Raw genomic sequence first — 17,421 nt, 5'->3', positions numbered from 1 at the left:
GAGGTTAAATGAATATTACTTCAGCCGGTATTGGCTCAGGTCTTGATTTAGAAGGTATTATTGAAGCATACGTCAATGCTGAAGCAGTGCCCAATGAAATCCGCCTACAAAATAAAGAAGAAAGAATAACCACAGAACTATCAGGCGTTGGTACTTTTAAGTCAGCCTTGTCTAGTTTTGAGTCTATGCTTAAAAAAATATCAGATGTTGAAGACTTTAATAAGCAAACCATTGATGTTGATTCTAGCGATATAGCAGTAACCACTAACGGTTATGCCAGTAACGGTAGCTTTGCTGTTGAAGTGAAAGCCCTTGCTCTTGGTACTCGCTCTGAGTCTACAACCTTTGCAAGTGCCAGTGATGTAGTTGGTAATGGTACATTAACGTTTACTGCAGGCTCAGAAACCTTTGATGTTGCCATAGATGGAGCTGACAACCTTTCAGCCATTCGCGATAAAATCAATGAACAAAGTGAGAACTTTGGTGTAACAGCTAATGTTATTACTACCGACGCAGGTTCTTTTCTCTCATATTCTTCTGAAGTTACTGGTTTAGCGAATGAACTCTCGGTAAGCACTTCTGATGCTTCTTTAGATGCTATTTCAACGAATGCGGTTGTTAAGCAAAATGCTCAAGATGCTCAAATTGAAATAAATGGCAATTTAGTTACTAAGCCAACCAACGAATTTAAAAATGTTATTGAAGATGTCACTATTACCGCTGTTGCTCAAAACATAGGCCAAGTATCTACCATTACAATTGCTCAAGATGAAGAAAATGGTCAAAAACTTGTCGATGACTTTGTTAATGCATATAACCAACTCCGTAGCACTATGGATACTCTCGGTAATGCTGAAACGGGTGATCTAGCGTTTGATCCTAATATTCGTCAGCTAAAATCGCAACTCAATAGTATTGTTACCGACTCTATCAATGGCTTAGCCGATGGCTTTACAAGCTTAAGTGACATTGGTGTTACTATTGATAAAACAGGCCGTTTAGAGGTTAACCCTGTTCCTTTTGGATCTTTAAAAAGCGGTACTGAGGCATTATCTGATGCTTTAGAAAATAATCTTAATGAAATTGGCGAGCTTTTTGCATCCTCTAATGGTGTTTCTGCACAGCTTTCTACTTTAATAGAAAGCTATAATGGCAGTGATGGCACCCTTACAGTTAGAAAAACTGCGTTAAGCCTTGAAAAGTCAGGAATCGCAGATGAGTACGAAGCATTAGAAACTAGGCTTCGTGGTTTTGAAGATACGCTTAGGTTAAAGTTTGGCTTTTTAGACCAAACGGTTTCTCAATTTAATGCAACATCAACTTTTTTAACTTCGGCATTGGCAAACCTGAATCCTAAAAGTGAATAGTTTTTAAAGGATTTAGTGTTAGGAGTAATTTCATGAGAAAAAATTTAAAAGCATACAATCAAGTTAATATTGAAAGTTCATTATTAGCCGCGAGTCCTCATCAAGTCATATTAATGATGTACGATGGACTGTTAGAAAGCATTGCGAAAGTTAAAGGCGCTATAGAGCGTAAAGATTTAGAAACTAAATCTAAACAAATGACAAAAGCTGTGAATATTTTAGACGCCCTTGAGAACTCATTAGATGCCGATGCAGAGCCTGAAATTTCTAAAAACTTTTCTGCACTGTATGGTTATTGTATTAACCGATTAAATGAAATTAATATTTCGATGGATGTTCAAGGCTTAGATCAAGTGATTGAATTTTTAAAGCCATTAAGAGATGCATGGAAAGATATGCCTGAAGCTTCTAAAGAAGAAGGTCATGATTTACTTAAACAAAAAGATCAGCAAGCGACTCAAGCCAGCGCGATTTAATGACAGTGTTATCACCACAGTTTGAAGAAATTAAAGAACTCACTTGTTCAATTGTAAAACACCTTGAACAAGATGAGTTTGAATTAGTTAATGAGTTACTTGATAAAAGACTAGCGTTGTTAAAAAAACTGGATAAATTGGTGAATACAACGATATTAGATGAAAGCCTCATTCACTCCTATCAGCAATTTTTATTAGACATTCAACAACAAGACAACATTCAGCTTGATGCGTTATTAGCAGAAAAGTCCAAGCTAATGGCTCAATCCCTTCAACAAAAAAAGACCAAAACGGCTATTACTGCTTATACCTCTGTAAAACACGGTTAATTAGTTGATTAACCACAGCTTGAACTTTTGTCACAGACAAAAAGTGAGTTAGGTATAAGTATTGCTTGTCTAATGCACTTATCGAGTTACAATCAATAAATTGATTAATCTTACTAATTTTATTCAATTTATTTTTAATTTAACGCTTTAGTAGTGAGTTTAGAGCAAGAAAAAATGGATGAATTTAGTGAGTTTATGTTGCTTTAAGGTATAACTGCTTTTGGACAAAACAATGACAACAAAAACAGCATTAGTTACAGGTGCCGATGGTTTTATAGGTTCGCACTTAGTTGAATTATTAGTGGCAAACGGCTACCAAGTTAGAGCTTTAGCACAATACAATTCTTTTAATCATTGGGGTTGGCTTGAAGATATTAGTTGTCTAAATGACATTGAAGTCGTTACAGGTGATGTTAGAGATCCGCATTTTTGTCGCCATATTACGAAAAATATTGATATTGTTTTTCATTTAGCAGCGCTTATTGCTATTCCTTATTCTTACGTAGCGCCTGAGAGCTATGTGTCAACTAATGTCAGTGGTACATTAAATATATGCCAGGCGGCAATTGATAACAAGGTGAGCCGCGTTATTCATACTTCAACCAGTGAAGTTTATGGCACCGCGCAATATGTCCCCATAGATGAAAAGCATCCATTGCAAGCCCAGTCGCCTTATAGTGCTTCTAAGATGGGAGCTGATGCAATGGCAATGAGTTATTTTAATGCCTTTGATTTACCGTTAACTATAGCAAGACCATTTAATACTTATGGTCCTCGCCAGTCTGCCCGTGCAGTAATACCCACTATCATTACTCAAATTGCTAACGGCGAGAAAAGAATTAAGCTAGGTGATGTTACACCTACTCGCGATTTCAATTTTGTTCATGATACTTGTAGAGGTTTTTTAGCATTGGCTAACGCCGATTCAACGATTGGTGAAACCGTGAATATAGGCTCTAATTTTGAAATTAGTGTTGGTGATACTTTAAATTTAATTAAAGAGATTATGAACAGCGATGTAGAGTTTATTTTAGACGAACAACGTATTCGTCCAGACAAATCCGAAGTATTTAGGTTATGGTGTGATAACCGCAAAATTAATGAGTTAACAGGCTTTGTTGCTAAAACGGATATTAAAACAGGTTTATCACAAACAATTAATTGGTTTACTCAAAAAGAGAACTTGTCTAAATACAAACACCAAATTTACAATGTTTAAAATGAATTTAACGTTATTGTTTGCTTTACTAAGGTGGGGCGCTTGAAAAAAATATCCGTGTTTACCGGCACTCGTGCAGAATATGGCTTATTGTATTTAATTTTAAAGGGCTTAGAAGCAAGCCCTCAAGTTGACTTACAGTTACTTGTTGGCGGCACACACCTGAAAAAAGAGTTTGGACATACGGTTAAGCAGATTATTAATGATGGTTTTAGCGTGACACACACGCTCGATTATTTAGTGGACTCTGATTCCCCATTAGGCATTAGTCAATCGCTGGCAAAAGCCACTGTAATGGCAGCAGAGATATTTGAACAAGCAAAACCTGACTTATTGGTTTTACTCGGTGACAGGTTTGAAGCACTAGCATTGGCACAAGCGGCAATGATTACTGGCATACCAATTGCGCATATCCATGGTGGAGAGCTAACAGAAGGGGCAATGGATGATGCTATTAGGCATGCGATTACTAAAATGTCTCATGTACACTTCACATCTACTGAAATTTATAAACAACGACTCATTCAGTTAGGTGAACAACCTGAGCGGGTATTTAATTTTGGCGCACCTGGTATCGACAATATTGTTAAATTACCTTTGTTATCCAAGGCACAATTAGCAAAACAGCTTAATCTTGATTTAGCACAACCTTATTTTTTAGTAACTTATCACCCTGAAACCCTTAGTGAGCAAGAGCCAACAGTCTCGTTAACTCAACTATTATCAGCTTTTAAAGCCTTTCCAAATTATCAAATTATAATCACTTATCCGAATGCTGATACTTATGGCAGAGCATTGATGATGTTACTTGAAGAGTTTGCTTTGGCAAATAAAGAACAGGTGCATTTATATGAATCTATCGGACAAATAAATTTTTTATCTGCAATGAAATTTGCCTCAGCAGTTATCGGCAACTCTTCAAGTGGTATCATTGAAGCGCCATCATTCAAGGTACCTACGGTCAATATTGGTGATCGTCAAAAAGGAAGATTAGCTAGCGACAGTGTTATCCATTGTGGTGATAAAAGGGAAAGCATAGAGCGTGCGATTACTTGTGCATTATCAAGTGATTTTACTAAAAAAGTGAATCAATCAAGTAACCCTTACGGAGAGGGAACAGCTTGTTCTAATATTATTCATACGCTCATTAATTATGATATTAAGTCGTTAAATAAACCGTTTTATGATATTGATTTTAAATAAATTTATTTAAACCTTTTTGGATGAAAATGACTAGATTATTAAGCGAGGGTCAATGCCGACATTAATTATTGCTGAAGCTGGAGTCAACCATAATGGTAGCGAAAAACTCGCCTTTGAGTTAGTTGATGCTGCCGTAGCTGCAGGTGTAGATATTGTTAAATTTCAAACATTCAAAGCTGATAATCTGGTGACTACGCAAGCGAAACAAGCTGATTATCAAATTAAGAATTTAGCCGCGAGCAACGCCACTGACGCGACAGAACTTTCGCAAACGCAACACCAAATGTTATCAGAGTTAGAGCTTAGTTATCAGAGTCATTTGGCGATTAAAGCTTATTGCGACAAGTTAGATATTGAATACCTTTCAACAGCTTTTGACTCTGAAAGTTTATCATTTTTGCTTGATACTATGGGGCTAACAAGACTTAAAATTCCATCTGGCGAAATTACCAATGCGCCATTTGTCTTAGAGCATGCTCGCAGTGGTTGTGATTTAATTGTTTCAACGGGTATGGCGACTATGGAAGAGATTGAATCGGCGCTAGGCGTTATTGCGTTTGGTTATTTGAATCTAAATAACCAGCAAGAGCCGTCAATAGCTAAGTGCCAACAGGCATATCAGTCTAAATTAGGGCAACAGTTATTAAAAGAAAAAGTCACATTGTTACATTGCACAACGGAATATCCAGCGCCTTTAGATGAAGTTAACTTAAATGCCATGGATACTATGCGAGAACATTTTCAGCTAGCTATTGGCTATTCTGATCATACTGAAGGCATTGTTATACCGCTTGTGGCAACAGCAAAAAATGCTTGTGTGATAGAAAAACACTTCACTTTAGACAAAAAAATGCCAGGGCCTGATCATAAAGCGTCAATAGAGCCGCATGAACTTGCGCAAATGGTTCAGGATATAAGAAAGGTTGAGTGTGCATTAGGCAGTGTCACTAAAGGGCCAACAGTATCAGAGCTAAAAAATAAGGTAGTTGCTAGAAAAAGCATTGTCGCTAAGGTGGATATTGCCAAAGGTGAGCAACTTACCAGCGATAATCTAACCATTATGCGACCAGGTAATGGCTTATCGCCACTCCTTTATTGGCAAGTTATTAATGGCCATGCGATTAAAGATTTTAAGGCTGGCGATCTCATTATTTTGTAATGTTATCAATTAATAATTGGTTTAAATTTTGCATTAACATTTACTGAAAATTCATTCTTAATGCGTAATATGCTAAGCGTTATTCGTTTGTGCTATACATGTGATTAGGAAGTTAATCAAACAAGGTTTAGTTATGAATCATAGATGGCAAGACATTAAAATTCTCCCGACAGCCACAATGGAAGAAACCATTAATGTGATTGATAAAGGTGCCTTACAATTAGCCTTGGTTGTTGATGAGCAAGATATTTTATTAGGGGTTGTTACCGATGGTGATATTCGTCGAGCCTTAATTCGCCATCAAAGTATGGATTGCCTTATTAGTGAGGTGATGCATACAACGCCTGTCGTCGCTAATTTAGGAACATCACGTAATAAGCTCCTAACTTTAATGAATGCTAAAGGTTTAAATGCTATTCCGTTGTTGTCTGAGGGAAAGTTAGTCGGTTTAGACACGCTTCAAAAAATTATTGAACGCCCTAGTTATGATAACCCTGTATTTTTGATGGCAGGAGGCTTTGGCACACGTTTAAGGCCACTAACAGATAAATGCCCAAAACCACTTTTAAAGCTCGGCGATAAACCTATTTTAGAAACCATTATTGATAGTTTTATCAGTTCAGGGTTTCACCATTTCTATATTTCTACCCATTATATGCCAGAAGCCATTCAAAATTATTTTGGCGACGGAGCTAAATGGGGAGTTCAAATAGAGTATGTTCACGAGAGTGAACCTCTTGGCACTGGTGGAAGTTTAGGCTTGTTACCTGATCACTTACCGGATCTCCCCGTTATTATGATGAATGGTGATGTGCTAACTAAAATTGATTTTGAGCAGTTACTTAACTACCACAACCAACTTCAACCTGCTTGTACTATGTGTGTGAGAGAGGATGAGTATCAAGTGCCTTATGGTGTTGTTGAAGCTGATGGTAATCGCATTACAAGCTTAGTGGAAAAACCAACGCACAAATATTTTATTAATGCAGGCGTTTATGTTGTGAGTAAAGCGATGATAAACGCAGTTAAGCCTAATGAAAGAGTAGATATGACAGATTTAATTGAAAACTATATAGCTAACAAGCAGCATGTTGCCATGTTTCCTGTGCATGAGTATTGGTTGGATATCGGTAAAATGGTTGATTTTTACCAAGCACAAAAAGATGTAATGCAAGGAGGGCGCTTTGATGGCTAAAAAAATATTGGCAATTGTACCTGCGCGTGCGGGTAGTAAACGATTACCAGGAAAAAACAGTAAAATGTTATGTGGCAAACCGCTAGTGCAATGGACAATTGAAGCGGCATTAAATTGCCCAAGTATTTCAAAAGTTATTGTCAGTACTGACAGTAAAGATATTGCTGAAATAGCTGATAGATGTGGCGTTCCAGTGCCATTTCTACGTCCTGAAGAGATTGCTGGCGATACAGCAACCGCCATAGATGTAGTAAAACATACGGTAAAATATTTAGCACAGCAAGACGAATATTACGATTATATTGTCTGGCTTCAGCCAACTTCTCCGCTACGATCTACTAAGAATATAGAAGCAGCGCTTGAAACATTGCAAAGCAAAGAGGCCTTAGGGGTTATCAGTGTATGCGAATGCGATCATTCTCCTCTTTGGAGTAATACACTCGATGAACACGGCAGTATGCAGCATTTTTTAACCAGCTTTTTAAAAGAGAACCCACGTAGTCAAGCCCTTCCTACGTATTATCGATTAAATGGAGCGATATACATTGCTAAGGTTGACGAATTAATCACCCAAGGTACTTTCTTTTTAAAGGATGAATTATATTCTTATATTATGGATAGAGAGTCTTCTGTGGATATTGATCATCATTTAGATTTTAAATTAGCTGAGCTTTTGCTAAATGAAGAGCTGAGTCAGTAGTTATTGGATAAGTAAATTACACGTTTAGTTAATTGATAAATGCAAAGCTAATCGAGGAAGTTAGCCGAGAAAAGCTATATAAATATAGATAATATAAAAAGGTGAGTGTTTACTCACCTTTTTTAAAGGCAAAAAAAGGTGAGTAAAAATAGTTAGCTTGCTAGCGGTCCTGCTTGTTTCACCGCTTTTAAGTTGAACGAAACTTTATGCTCTGCAATAGGCTGAATATAGTCTTTAGCGGTTGACCAATGTTTTTCAGATTGCGATAAAAGCCTCAAATCTTTTAAATACACTATTTGCTGTAACCCTAATAATTGAACAGCGGAAAATTCATGAGAAATTATCGCGGTAATTTTACTAGCATCTCCTAAGTCCATAATGTACTGCTCTAGATCGCCATCGTATTGTTCTAAAATAGATTCTTTGTAATTGTAATACCATTCTGAACCGGGATAAGGAGTCGCAAAGTGAGGTTTTGCTGTAATGCCTAGCTTAATTAGCGCGTCTATGGTGTTGCGCACACTATCAAAACTCTCTTCTGGGAAGCCGATAATAATATTAGGAATAGGCTTAATACCTGACTCTAAACATGTGGCAATACTATTCATGTTTTTACGAGCATTGGAGCCTTTGCCTAAATTACGTAAAATTTTAGGATCAAAAGACTCGAGCCCATAAACTAAATGAGTGCATCCTGCTTCATGCATTAATTTTAGCGTCGCAGGACGATGTAAACCTGCATGGCTTGTTCCGTTCCAGTGAACCCCTTTACAGTTTTCATCGTGCGGGATCCCTTTTTGTCTGCAAGTAGGTTGCAATCCTGCTTCTATCCACTTTGCACATAGCTCTTTTAACCATGTGCCTTTACTGGCAACATCCATGGTCATCAAATTTTCGTCAATAAAGGCAGCAAAATCAATATCGTATTCATCATGGAGATGTTTCACCATAGAGACAATATAGTCAGCACTGTGATAGCGAATATTTCGCCCATAAGTAAACACTACATCGTTATCGCCTTGTTCATTTTCTTCAATGAGCATGTCGCCTGTTGTGCCTAAATGCCAACAATATTTACAGGTTAAGCCACAACCAAAACTACCATTAATATCCATTCTGCGTTTTGAAGTGAACGACTCTTCACTGAACAAGCTAGCGGAGTTTTCAAAGTAAATATCAAGTGGAAATAACTCCCATGCTGGCCAAGGGAGTTCATCTAATTCTGCAATGTTAGCGCGCACTTGTGTTAAAAAGCTTTTGCCTGTTAAGTCTCGATAAATAACACCTTGGACACTGGCATAGTCAAATGATTGATCGTCAATTTTATCTAGTACCGCAGGAAAAGTAACAAAAGACTCACCAATACAACCGACATCGATTTCAGGGATCCATTCGAATATTTCGTGCGGCATAGAGGTTAAAAAGCCGCCACCCGCAATCAGCTGAGTATTCGGAGAGGTTTCTTTAATGAGTTTACAGGCTTTTTTAATGTAGTTGTAAGTTGTGGTGAGTCCGCCAATACAAATAGCGTCCCAGTCATCGGCTTGGCAAACCTCGATAATTGACTCTATAGGTAATCGCCAGGCATTGGCATCATATACTTGCACTAAGTGACCGTTGTTCATGGCTATTTTGGCAAGTAGTGCAATTCCGTAAGGAATATGTCTGGGAACGTCTTCTTCACGCACTATGGGGTTTATAAATAAAATTTTAGCCATGAAGTTTTCCTCGTTAGGTGTTCTGTGTCAAAAAATTATCAAATGTCATACATGGTAGTGTATCAGCAAAAAGTGTACCTGCCTCGGAACAGTTAATAGTCAAGCCTACTGCTTTTTCAAATAATTCTAAAAAGTTTTTACGATACCAAAAATATGTGGGGTCGGTATAGAAAGTTTCGCCTGTTAATGGGAAGGTGAATTGAGGAAATAACTTTTCTAACTCAACCCTATCTTTAACAAACTCTTGCAATTCGTAATACGTTTGGGTCATTTCAAGGGGAGTATCGTTGTGATAGCCTAAATCCATCCCTGTAATGGCTATTTTGGGGATTTTTAAAATAGCATTGGTAAATAACCAAGCTGCTGTGCCAACCGTTCCACCGGTATTCATACAGGATTTTTTATTTATGGCGTGTATCTGACGCGTTAGACTATTTTCTTGTTGTGGAGCATCAACAATAGGATTCCACCAATACATGTCAAATTTCGCTTCGATAGCTCTTTGCACTACGTTTTCAGGCGCTGAAGAGCAAATTACCAATTTTATTTGTGGTGCATATTTATTGATTAATTCAATATTGGCTTGATTCTCTTTGATGGAATCATTTCTAAATTCAACGTCTAAATCTTGCCGAGAAAAGTAATCATCATTACGGGTGTTTTCTTCAAAGTTATTATCACCAAACCACCTAACAATACGCGTTGGATGAGGATCAAGCGTTAGCACGTAGTCGGGGATAATGCCGTTTTTTAAACACTTTACCAAAGAACCATCTATAGCAACAATCGCGCCTGTGTAGTTTGAGTTTTTAAGTTTTTTTAGCACATTAAATTTGTGCAAGCTTGGTCCGGCACTTACTACAATCGCAGACTGTTGTTTAGTTTCAGATAATGGCGGTAAATCTTTAAAGCTTTTTAAGCAATAAGGAGCATTTTTTTGCGCATTAACTACCAAATCATTACTGTGCCATTGTTTACCAATATCGGTAATCTTACTGACAACATCGACAAATTTATCGGATAAATTATTTACACTCATATGCTACTCTTATTCGTCTTCGCCATCCCAAGTTAGGTCGGTTCGTTCAACATAAACCATGCTGCCGCCAATCGAGTTTAATGCCGCTTTTTTAAAGTCGTCGGCTAACGTTGTTTTTTCGCTGTCTTTGTTAGGGCTTTCTACATTTTTTTGTGTAGTAAAGTTACCCTTTAATAAATTACTCATGTTGTGCCTCTTTTTGCTGTAGTTGTTGAAGGTATGGTATCAGCTCATAGTACATAATATATAATGTTGCTTATTGTTACCTCTTTGGCATTAATTTAGCTGACATGTTCGATAAAATGCTGCGCTTCTACATTGGCGGGATCTAAACTAAGCACTTGGCTGAAGACTTCTTTAGCCTGTGTTGTTTTTTGGTTGTCCGATAATATTTTACCTAACGCTAATAACGACTTAATATCTTGTGGGAACAGTTCTAAATAATCATAAAGTACATCAATAGCTTGTGTTACTTTGCCGTTTAATTTGAGAATCGTGGCATATTTAGGCATATGTGTTTGGGTGAGTTGTGCTAGTTTTGCTAAATGGTTTTCTGCCTTTTGATAATTTTGAAGTTGTATTTCTAGGGACGACATTTGTACTAACTCATCTTCAGAAGTATGTTTTTCATCGAGCTGGTTAAAAAAGTTAATCGCTTGCTCGGGTTGTTTATTCAATAATGCATAATAGGCTGAGCATAGGTTTATCAAGCTATCTAAATCAGGCTCTTCACGAGTTAAGTTTTTTAAGTTCGTAATTAAATGCTCTAAGCCATCGACATTTTTGCTATTAAACATATAAACAGCTTTTCGATTAACACCATTTAAACTGCTTTGTGCTTGGGTTCTTTTTAGGTGTGCTGTTTCAGTATTTTTTAATACAGCAAAATATTCATCAATTTGTTGTTCAAATTTAGCTTTGGTTTCTTCATTTAATGTTGAATAAAGCGCTGGATTAGCTAATTTCCAATTGTAGGCACGGCCAGGTTGCAGGTCATTCTCCCACTGTTCTAACAAAGGGAAGTAACTTTTTTGTTCGCTATGCTCATTTACTCTCGATTGAATTCTTTTTTTCGCTTTAATCAACAAAGGGGTTAGGCCATCAATTGTTTGTATAAAACATTGATAATAGGTGTCACCAATTTGTTCCATCTCTTCATCGCTCCATTCACCATCGCCGTCTGTTCGAGCAATTTGAATAAAGCGATGAATGGCATATTTTTTCAAAAAAGTGGTAGTTTCATCATATTTCGTATTGAGCTTCTTTTCTGCTTGATCAATTCTAAGTTTGATTTGAGCATTCTTTTCTTCACTCGCGTAAGTTTTATATAAAGCCTTATTATCTTTAATTGCTTTTTTTACAATGATATTGATTTCACTTAACTCTTTCATTAATCGGTCAATATCTTTTATCACTGCTTTGTATTGTTTGAGATCTTTTTGAGAATATTGAGCTTTTATGTCAGCGAAAATTTGTTTGGTTTTATCTGTTTCAACAAAATCAATCGTTTCAATATTCATTTGACCTATATTGCTAACTTTTGCTGCATTTGGTGAAAGGTTAAATAAATGACAATTATTTTCTAAAGCATAGCTAGCTTGCGATTCAATAGTTTTACTGGCATGAATAAAAGTCATCATGGTTTCGGCAAGCTTGCCGTTATAAGTGGTTACCCATTGTTCGCGTTTTCCTAGCATGGGCCCAACATTGGCTTCGTTACTTCCTTTGGCGTGTGTGAGTCCTGAGCTGGCGTAACATAAATCTACACCAGAAAGGAATATACGCTTAAACCCTAATTCTATGGCAACAGAAATGGCACAATTAGTCACCGTTGGACCAATCATGTTGACATTGTCTTTGTTTAATTTACTGGGCCAAGGAACACGTTGACCATCATTAAAGTTAATACCGTTCCATTGCCCTAATAAGCTAGGAACAACATATGTTGAGTGTAAGAAAATTGACGAGTCTGACATTTGCAGCATTTCTTTACTAACATCAAAGCTCACTTCATTAGGATCAACAGATACAACAAAATGCGGTGTGATCCCTTCACTGATTAAGCGTTTAGCAATACGTGATACTGCAAAAATAACTACCTTGTTATCGAGCGTTTTTAATTGCTCAATAATTTCATCTAACGAAGGACCGCCACCAAGTACAATACAGTCCATGCCAGTAAATTTACTTTCAAGATCGCTGATCGGGTTAATGTTTTCTGCTAGGTTTTCAATTTGTTTGACGACAAATTGTGCTCGAAACAAACTGACTCGAGTTAAATGTTGTAATTGCTCTAATTGCAGCGACAAGGCGATATTTTTTTGATGGTAATAATCTGAGTATTCATCAGTTGCAGCAATAGATTTAATGTAGCGTACGCGATTAGTATACATGTAAGCTTGCAGCTTAAACTCCTCTGCTTGATCTTCCCAATCTTCATACGTGCAAAGGGTAACTCTGTCGTCCCAGTTGGTAAAGCTAAGCTGGCTACTTAGGTTTTCAATAACGTGGGCCGACTCGATAAATAGATAGCGAGAACCTTTAGTGAGTTTATTATCAATTATATAATCAATGAGCAGTCCAGAGTCTGAACCTAATATAATGTAGAGGTAATCCTCATCAGAAAAGTTTTTTCTAAAGTAGTTGTCAAAAATAACTTTTGCGGTGTTTTGCTCAAACGTTGTACGATTAACAGAATACAAATACGGCTCACTAAACTTACTAATGCGGTATTGTTCAAATTGAGCGATGGCTTCTGTCATTATTTATTCCTGTTAAAACGTTGCTAATTGTTGTTATAGCATTTAATTGTATTTTCACTGCTATAAGAGCCAAAAAATTAAGCGTCAAAAAATTTACAGTACGACTTAACATACTCGCTTATAAAGAAATAATAGCAAATTTTACGCCAGAAGGATGAGGAGATTAACTTTTAATAAAATAATAATAACTTAGGATGTATATTACAATTAATTGGGGAAACCTTAATGAAGTAGCGCTTATACAGCATTATTTTTTAAGTAGGGTAGTAATTCATATTGGAGAATGTCTGCTACAAATAAGACATCTTTCCTAGTGTAAGCATCAGTCATTACAGCTAAAAGGTTATTTAAAAACTCATCGTTAATTAAATTATATTGGACTGAATATTTTTCAAAATAGGTAGTAAAGCTAAATAAAAGTGCTCCAGCATGTCCTTCTTCACCGCATCGTAAGGCGTTTTGAAGCTGCGTCGCCATCAATTCTATATGTTGTAAACTACCGAGTTCCAATGTATTTCCTTTCTTCTTGTTTAGGTGGCTTGATAAAATAACAGACCTAAAAGTATATACTGATTTATTAATTTATTAAGTTTTAATTAAATATCATAATTGAGTATGATATTTTATTAGTAATCTTTTGATTCTACTGGGTTAATTTAGTGAGCGATATATTAGAAAAAAACCTTAATGTTATCGATAAAAAATGGCCTAAATTAAGAGAACTGCTCGATTTGGCGCATTTAGATTCGTTTGATGTAGCAGTTGAACAAAACACCTTATTAGTCAATGGTATTCAGTTAACCAGCAATTATGACCGACTTGCCGAAGCGAAATTACAATGTGAACGAATCCCTAATAATAGTCAAATAGCTTATTTGTATGGTGTTGGTTTAGGTGATGTTCCGTTAAATTTATTACAAAGACCACAAATTAAATCGTTAGTCGTTTGTGTGCTTAATTTCGACTTATTTCTACATATTCTTAATGTCATCGATCATACTAGTTGGTTGAATGATCCTAGAGTAAATTTAACGTTCGCTACTCAGTTAGCTGATGTTCACTTTCCTTTTGTAGCATTACCTACTGAGTTAATGTATTGCGATGAAGCTAGTTCTGTCGTTCGTGATAGAGTTGTGGTTGAATTAAATCATAATCACTCTGTCAGGTATCACGAGGAAAATAACCAATTAGCTCAACAAGAAATTAGTAGTAATATATTTGCATTATCCCAGGATAAAAGTGTTGGGGAGTTATTTAACACTGTAAAAAATGGTCGATTTATCATTGCGGCGGCAGGGCCGACTTTAAGCGATCATTTTGATTTTATAAAATGTTTCAAAGCTGAATCTTCATCAAATATATTGGTTGCATTAGATGCCTCGGTTATAGCGCTTATGAATGAAAATATCATTCCTGACATCGTAGTTAGTATTGACTCTCAAGGTCAGAGACTTTTTTCTAAAGTCGACTTTAATCGTTTAAAAAATACAGCGTTAGTTTACTTCCCTCGAATTTCTGCGGAACTACTTAAATCTTGGCAGGGGCATCGTTATTGTGCTTATTCAACAGGTGCTATTTTTAAGAAAGTTGCTCAAGAGTACCCTAAATCAACACTGCACTGTGCTGGCAGCGTAATTCATACAGCAACTGATTTAGCGGTAAAAATGGGAGCAGATGAAGTAACTTTCCTCGGTGCTGATTTTGGCTTTCCTAGAGGAGAAGTTTACGTAAAAGGCCAAAGCTATAACTTTACTGAGCAGTATGCAAACTCTGAACATTGGGTATTAAATGGTAAAGGTGAGAAAATTTCTACCATGCTTAATTATCGTAGTTATTTAAGAGATTTAGAACGTTACATTGAAACTAAACCTCATATCACTTTCATAAATGGTAGTGATGAAGGAGCCAAAATCGCAGGTACCAAGCTCCTTTAAATTTATAGCACAATCAACCTTTTGTCTGTAAAAGTGAGGTAATATTCTCTATAACTTTAGGTTGCTTCGCTAAATCAGGAAAAATTGGTAGTGATAAACACTGTTGATAAAACTGTTCAGCATTAGGGAAGTCTCCCCAATTAAAGCCAAGTGATTGATAATAAGGATGAGTATGTACAGGAATGTAATGCACCTGACAACCAATGTTAGCTGACTGTAGTGCTTGATAAAGTTCAAGTCGGGTTATACTCGCTTCTTTCTTTAATCGAATCACAAAAAGATGCCAAGGCGAATAACAGTCTTCTGGAACTTGAAGTAATTCAATAGGAAGCTCAGCAAACGCTTGTTGATACAACTGAGCTTGTTTATTTCTTTTTTCAACAAACGCCTCAAGTTTATTCAACTGGCTTAGTCCTAGTGCTGCGTGAATATCACTCATTCGATAATTAAAGCCTAATTGTTGTTGTTCATAGTACCAAGGCTCTGCAGTTTTATTCTCCATTAACTGATGGTCTTTAGTTATACCGTGAGAGCCTATCAACTTTAATTTATCGGCGAGTGCTTTATTGTTAGTAGTGATCATCCCGCCTTCACCGCTGGTTATTATTTTTACGGGATGAAAACTGAAAATTGTCATATCACTGTATTGGCAGCAGCCTATTTTATTACCCTGATAACGACCACCAATGGCATGGGAAGCATCTTCTATTATGACAATGTTATAAGGCTCGCAAAGTGCTTTAATACGCTGCATATCACAACTAATACCACTGTAATGGACAACGATGAGTACTTTAGGCAGTTTATTATTTTGGTGAGCTATTTTAAGTTTTTCTGCTAAAGCGTCGGTAGAAATACAGCCCGTTGCTAAATCTATATCGACAAAGTCGACGGTTGCGCCACAATACCGCATAGCATTAGCCGACGCAGCGAAAGTTAAAGGGACGGTCCAGCCAATATCTGATGAGGTTAAGCTTATTGCTAAACACGCAAGGTGAAGTGCAGCGGTAGCACTACTACTGGCAACTGCATACTGGGCGTTAACACTTTTTTTAATGGCAGCTTCAAATTCGGGTACCTTTGAACCTTGAGTTAAAAAAGTCGAGCTTAACGTTTCAGTTACACTATCTATGTCGCTTAGGTCTATTGATTGGCGTCCGTATGGGATCATGATTTAATTGCTCATTTGCTTTTTATTTCATTGATAGTCTAATGATAATACAAAGAAGGTATTAATAAATAATGGTTTTATATAGATTTATCACCTTTTACCTTTTATTATTCTCTAATAGAGTGAAAATAAACGGAAACAGTCAATATGTTTGATAACAAGAGTATTCTCGTCACTGGTGGTACTGGTTCATTTGGTCGTCAGTTTATTCAAACATTACTAAAAGAGTACTCTCCCTCAAGAGTGATTGTTTTTTCTCGAGATGAGCTGAAGCAGTATGAAATGGCGCAAGAATTTACTCATAAAGCCATGCGTTTTTTTATTGGTGACGTTAGAGATAAAGCGCGGTTGGTTACTGCTATGGTTGATGTTGATTATGTTGTGCATGCTGCAGCATTAAAGCATGTTCCCGCAGCTGAATATAATCCTATGGAGTGTATTAAAACCAATGTTCTTGGTGGTCAAAATGTTATTGAAGCCGCTATTCAGCAAAATATTAAACAAGTAATTGCCCTTTCCACAGATAAAGCTGCTAATCCAATAAATTTGTATGGGGCTAGTAAGTTAGCGTCAGACAAGCTATTTGTAGCGGCCAATAATATGGCAGGCAAGAACGGTACACGTTTTTCGGTGGTAAGGTATGGTAATGTGGCTGGTTCAAGAGGTTCGGTATTGCAACTTTTTGACAAGCTCGCAAGAGAAGGACAAACAACTTTCCCTATAACCGATGTACGAATGACTCGTTTTTGGTTGCCATTGTCACAAGGTGTTAATATTACAATTAAGGCATTTAAAAGGATGCAAGGAGGGGAAATATTTGTTCCAAAAATACCTTCCATTTACATGAGTGATTTAGCCAAAGCTATGTGTAAAAATGCATCGATAAATGTCATAGGTATTCGCCCAGGTGAGAAGCTACATGAGGTAATGGTTACTGAAGAAGACAGCCGGCAGACCTTTGAATTTGAAGATCACTTTGTCATCACGCCCGCTATATCATTTTTTGAACCAGTTGATTACTCTACCAATAACTTAAATGAAATAGGAACATCAGTAAAAGAAAATTTTGAGTATCATTCAGGTAATAACCCGCATTTTTTATCCGTTGATGAAATAAAACAGATGAACGAACTTATTTTATAGAAAGTC

The 17,421-nt window shown here is 36.7% G+C and carries 16 protein-coding genes; 10 read left to right on the top strand and 6 right to left on the bottom strand.

From position 1 onward, the window contains the following. The first annotated feature begins 8 nt into the window (after window positions 1-8). From fliD to AC27G3_RS03880, 8 genes are all read left to right on the top strand, one after another. Window positions 9-1,367, top strand: coding sequence for a flagellar filament capping protein FliD (gene fliD, locus AC27G3_RS03915; RefSeq protein WP_487118991.1), 1,359 nt, complete (start codon window positions 9-11; stop codon window positions 1,365-1,367). 32 nt (window positions 1,368-1,399) lie between these two features. Continuing rightward, window positions 1,400-1,843 carry a flagellar export chaperone FliS gene (fliS, locus tag AC27G3_RS03910; RefSeq protein WP_487118990.1) on the top strand — a complete coding sequence of 148 codons (444 nt, stop codon included), beginning with the start codon at window positions 1,400-1,402 and terminating at the stop codon, window positions 1,841-1,843. Beyond that, a complete protein-coding gene (locus AC27G3_RS03905) occupies window positions 1,843-2,172 on the top strand; it encodes a hypothetical protein (RefSeq protein WP_487118988.1) in 330 nt (109 codons plus the stop codon). Before fliS ends, AC27G3_RS03905 begins: the two co-directional genes overlap by 1 nt. A gap of 232 nt (window positions 2,173-2,404) precedes the next feature. Then, window positions 2,405-3,391 (top strand): NAD-dependent 4,6-dehydratase LegB, encoded by a 987-nt coding sequence (locus AC27G3_RS03900; RefSeq protein WP_487118986.1) that lies wholly within the window; start codon window positions 2,405-2,407, stop codon window positions 3,389-3,391. A gap of 42 nt (window positions 3,392-3,433) precedes the next feature. Then, on the top strand, window positions 3,434-4,594 hold the full coding sequence (gene neuC / locus AC27G3_RS03895; RefSeq protein ID WP_487118984.1) for a UDP-N-acetylglucosamine 2-epimerase: 1,161 nt from the start codon (window positions 3,434-3,436) through the stop codon (window positions 4,592-4,594). Window positions 4,595-4,646: 52 nt separating this feature from the next. Next, window positions 4,647-5,753, top strand: a complete 1,107-nt coding sequence (gene neuB, locus AC27G3_RS03890; RefSeq protein WP_487118982.1) for an N-acetylneuraminate synthase — start codon at window positions 4,647-4,649, stop codon at window positions 5,751-5,753. A 133-nt stretch (window positions 5,754-5,886) separates the two neighbouring features. After that, window positions 5,887-6,948, top strand: coding sequence for a nucleotidyltransferase family protein (locus tag AC27G3_RS03885; RefSeq protein ID WP_487118980.1), 1,062 nt, complete (start codon window positions 5,887-5,889; stop codon window positions 6,946-6,948). Beyond that, complete coding sequence (locus AC27G3_RS03880) at window positions 6,941-7,648, top strand: acylneuraminate cytidylyltransferase family protein (protein ID WP_487118978.1); 708 nt, start codon at window positions 6,941-6,943, stop codon at window positions 7,646-7,648. The genes AC27G3_RS03885 and AC27G3_RS03880 overlap by 8 nt, the downstream gene beginning before the upstream one ends. 152 nt (window positions 7,649-7,800) lie before the next feature. On the opposite strand, the gene AC27G3_RS03875 is transcribed toward AC27G3_RS03880, so the two are convergent. From AC27G3_RS03875 to AC27G3_RS03855, 5 genes are all read right to left on the bottom strand, one after another. Further along, window positions 7,801-9,366, bottom strand: coding sequence for a B12-binding domain-containing radical SAM protein (locus tag AC27G3_RS03875; RefSeq protein ID WP_487118977.1), 1,566 nt, complete (start codon window positions 9,364-9,366; stop codon window positions 7,801-7,803). Window positions 9,367-9,379: 13 nt separating this feature from the next. Then, complete coding sequence (locus tag AC27G3_RS03870) at window positions 9,380-10,405, bottom strand: 6-hydroxymethylpterin diphosphokinase MptE-like protein (protein ID WP_487118975.1); 1,026 nt, start codon at window positions 10,403-10,405, stop codon at window positions 9,380-9,382. 9 nt (window positions 10,406-10,414) lie between these two features. Continuing rightward, window positions 10,415-10,591: a hypothetical protein gene (locus AC27G3_RS03865; RefSeq protein WP_487118973.1), complete on the bottom strand. Its 177-nt coding sequence runs from the start codon at window positions 10,589-10,591 to the stop codon at window positions 10,415-10,417. 95 nt (window positions 10,592-10,686) lie between these two features. Further along, window positions 10,687-13,167, bottom strand: a complete 2,481-nt coding sequence (locus tag AC27G3_RS03860; RefSeq protein ID WP_487118971.1) for a 6-hydroxymethylpterin diphosphokinase MptE-like protein — start codon at window positions 13,165-13,167, stop codon at window positions 10,687-10,689. A gap of 237 nt (window positions 13,168-13,404) precedes the next feature. Continuing rightward, the gene (locus AC27G3_RS03855; RefSeq protein WP_487118969.1) at window positions 13,405-13,677 is read right to left on the bottom strand and encodes a hypothetical protein; all 273 of its coding nucleotides are present in this window, start codon (window positions 13,675-13,677) and stop codon (window positions 13,405-13,407) included. Between the two features lie 149 nt (window positions 13,678-13,826). Here AC27G3_RS03855 and AC27G3_RS03850 point away from each other — a divergent pair, with 149 nt between their 5' ends. Continuing rightward, the gene (locus tag AC27G3_RS03850) at window positions 13,827-15,101 is read left to right on the top strand and encodes a motility associated factor glycosyltransferase family protein (protein WP_487118967.1); all 1,275 of its coding nucleotides are present in this window, start codon (window positions 13,827-13,829) and stop codon (window positions 15,099-15,101) included. A 13-nt stretch (window positions 15,102-15,114) separates the two neighbouring features. On the opposite strand, the gene pseC is transcribed toward AC27G3_RS03850, so the two are convergent. Then, the gene (pseC, locus tag AC27G3_RS03845) at window positions 15,115-16,272 is read right to left on the bottom strand and encodes a UDP-4-amino-4,6-dideoxy-N-acetyl-beta-L-altrosamine transaminase (RefSeq protein ID WP_487118965.1); all 1,158 of its coding nucleotides are present in this window, start codon (window positions 16,270-16,272) and stop codon (window positions 15,115-15,117) included. A 147-nt stretch (window positions 16,273-16,419) separates the two neighbouring features. On the opposite strand from pseC, the gene pseB reads away from it, so the two are divergent. Further along, window positions 16,420-17,415 (top strand): UDP-N-acetylglucosamine 4,6-dehydratase (inverting), encoded by a 996-nt coding sequence (pseB, locus tag AC27G3_RS03840; RefSeq protein ID WP_487118963.1) that lies wholly within the window; start codon window positions 16,420-16,422, stop codon window positions 17,413-17,415. Window positions 17,416-17,421 lie beyond the last annotated feature (6 nt).

Source organism: Colwellia sp. SU-HH01217, from assembly GCF_057543495.1.
The sequence above is the reverse complement of the archived record's forward strand: the minus strand, read 5'-3'. Positions and strand labels throughout refer to the sequence as shown.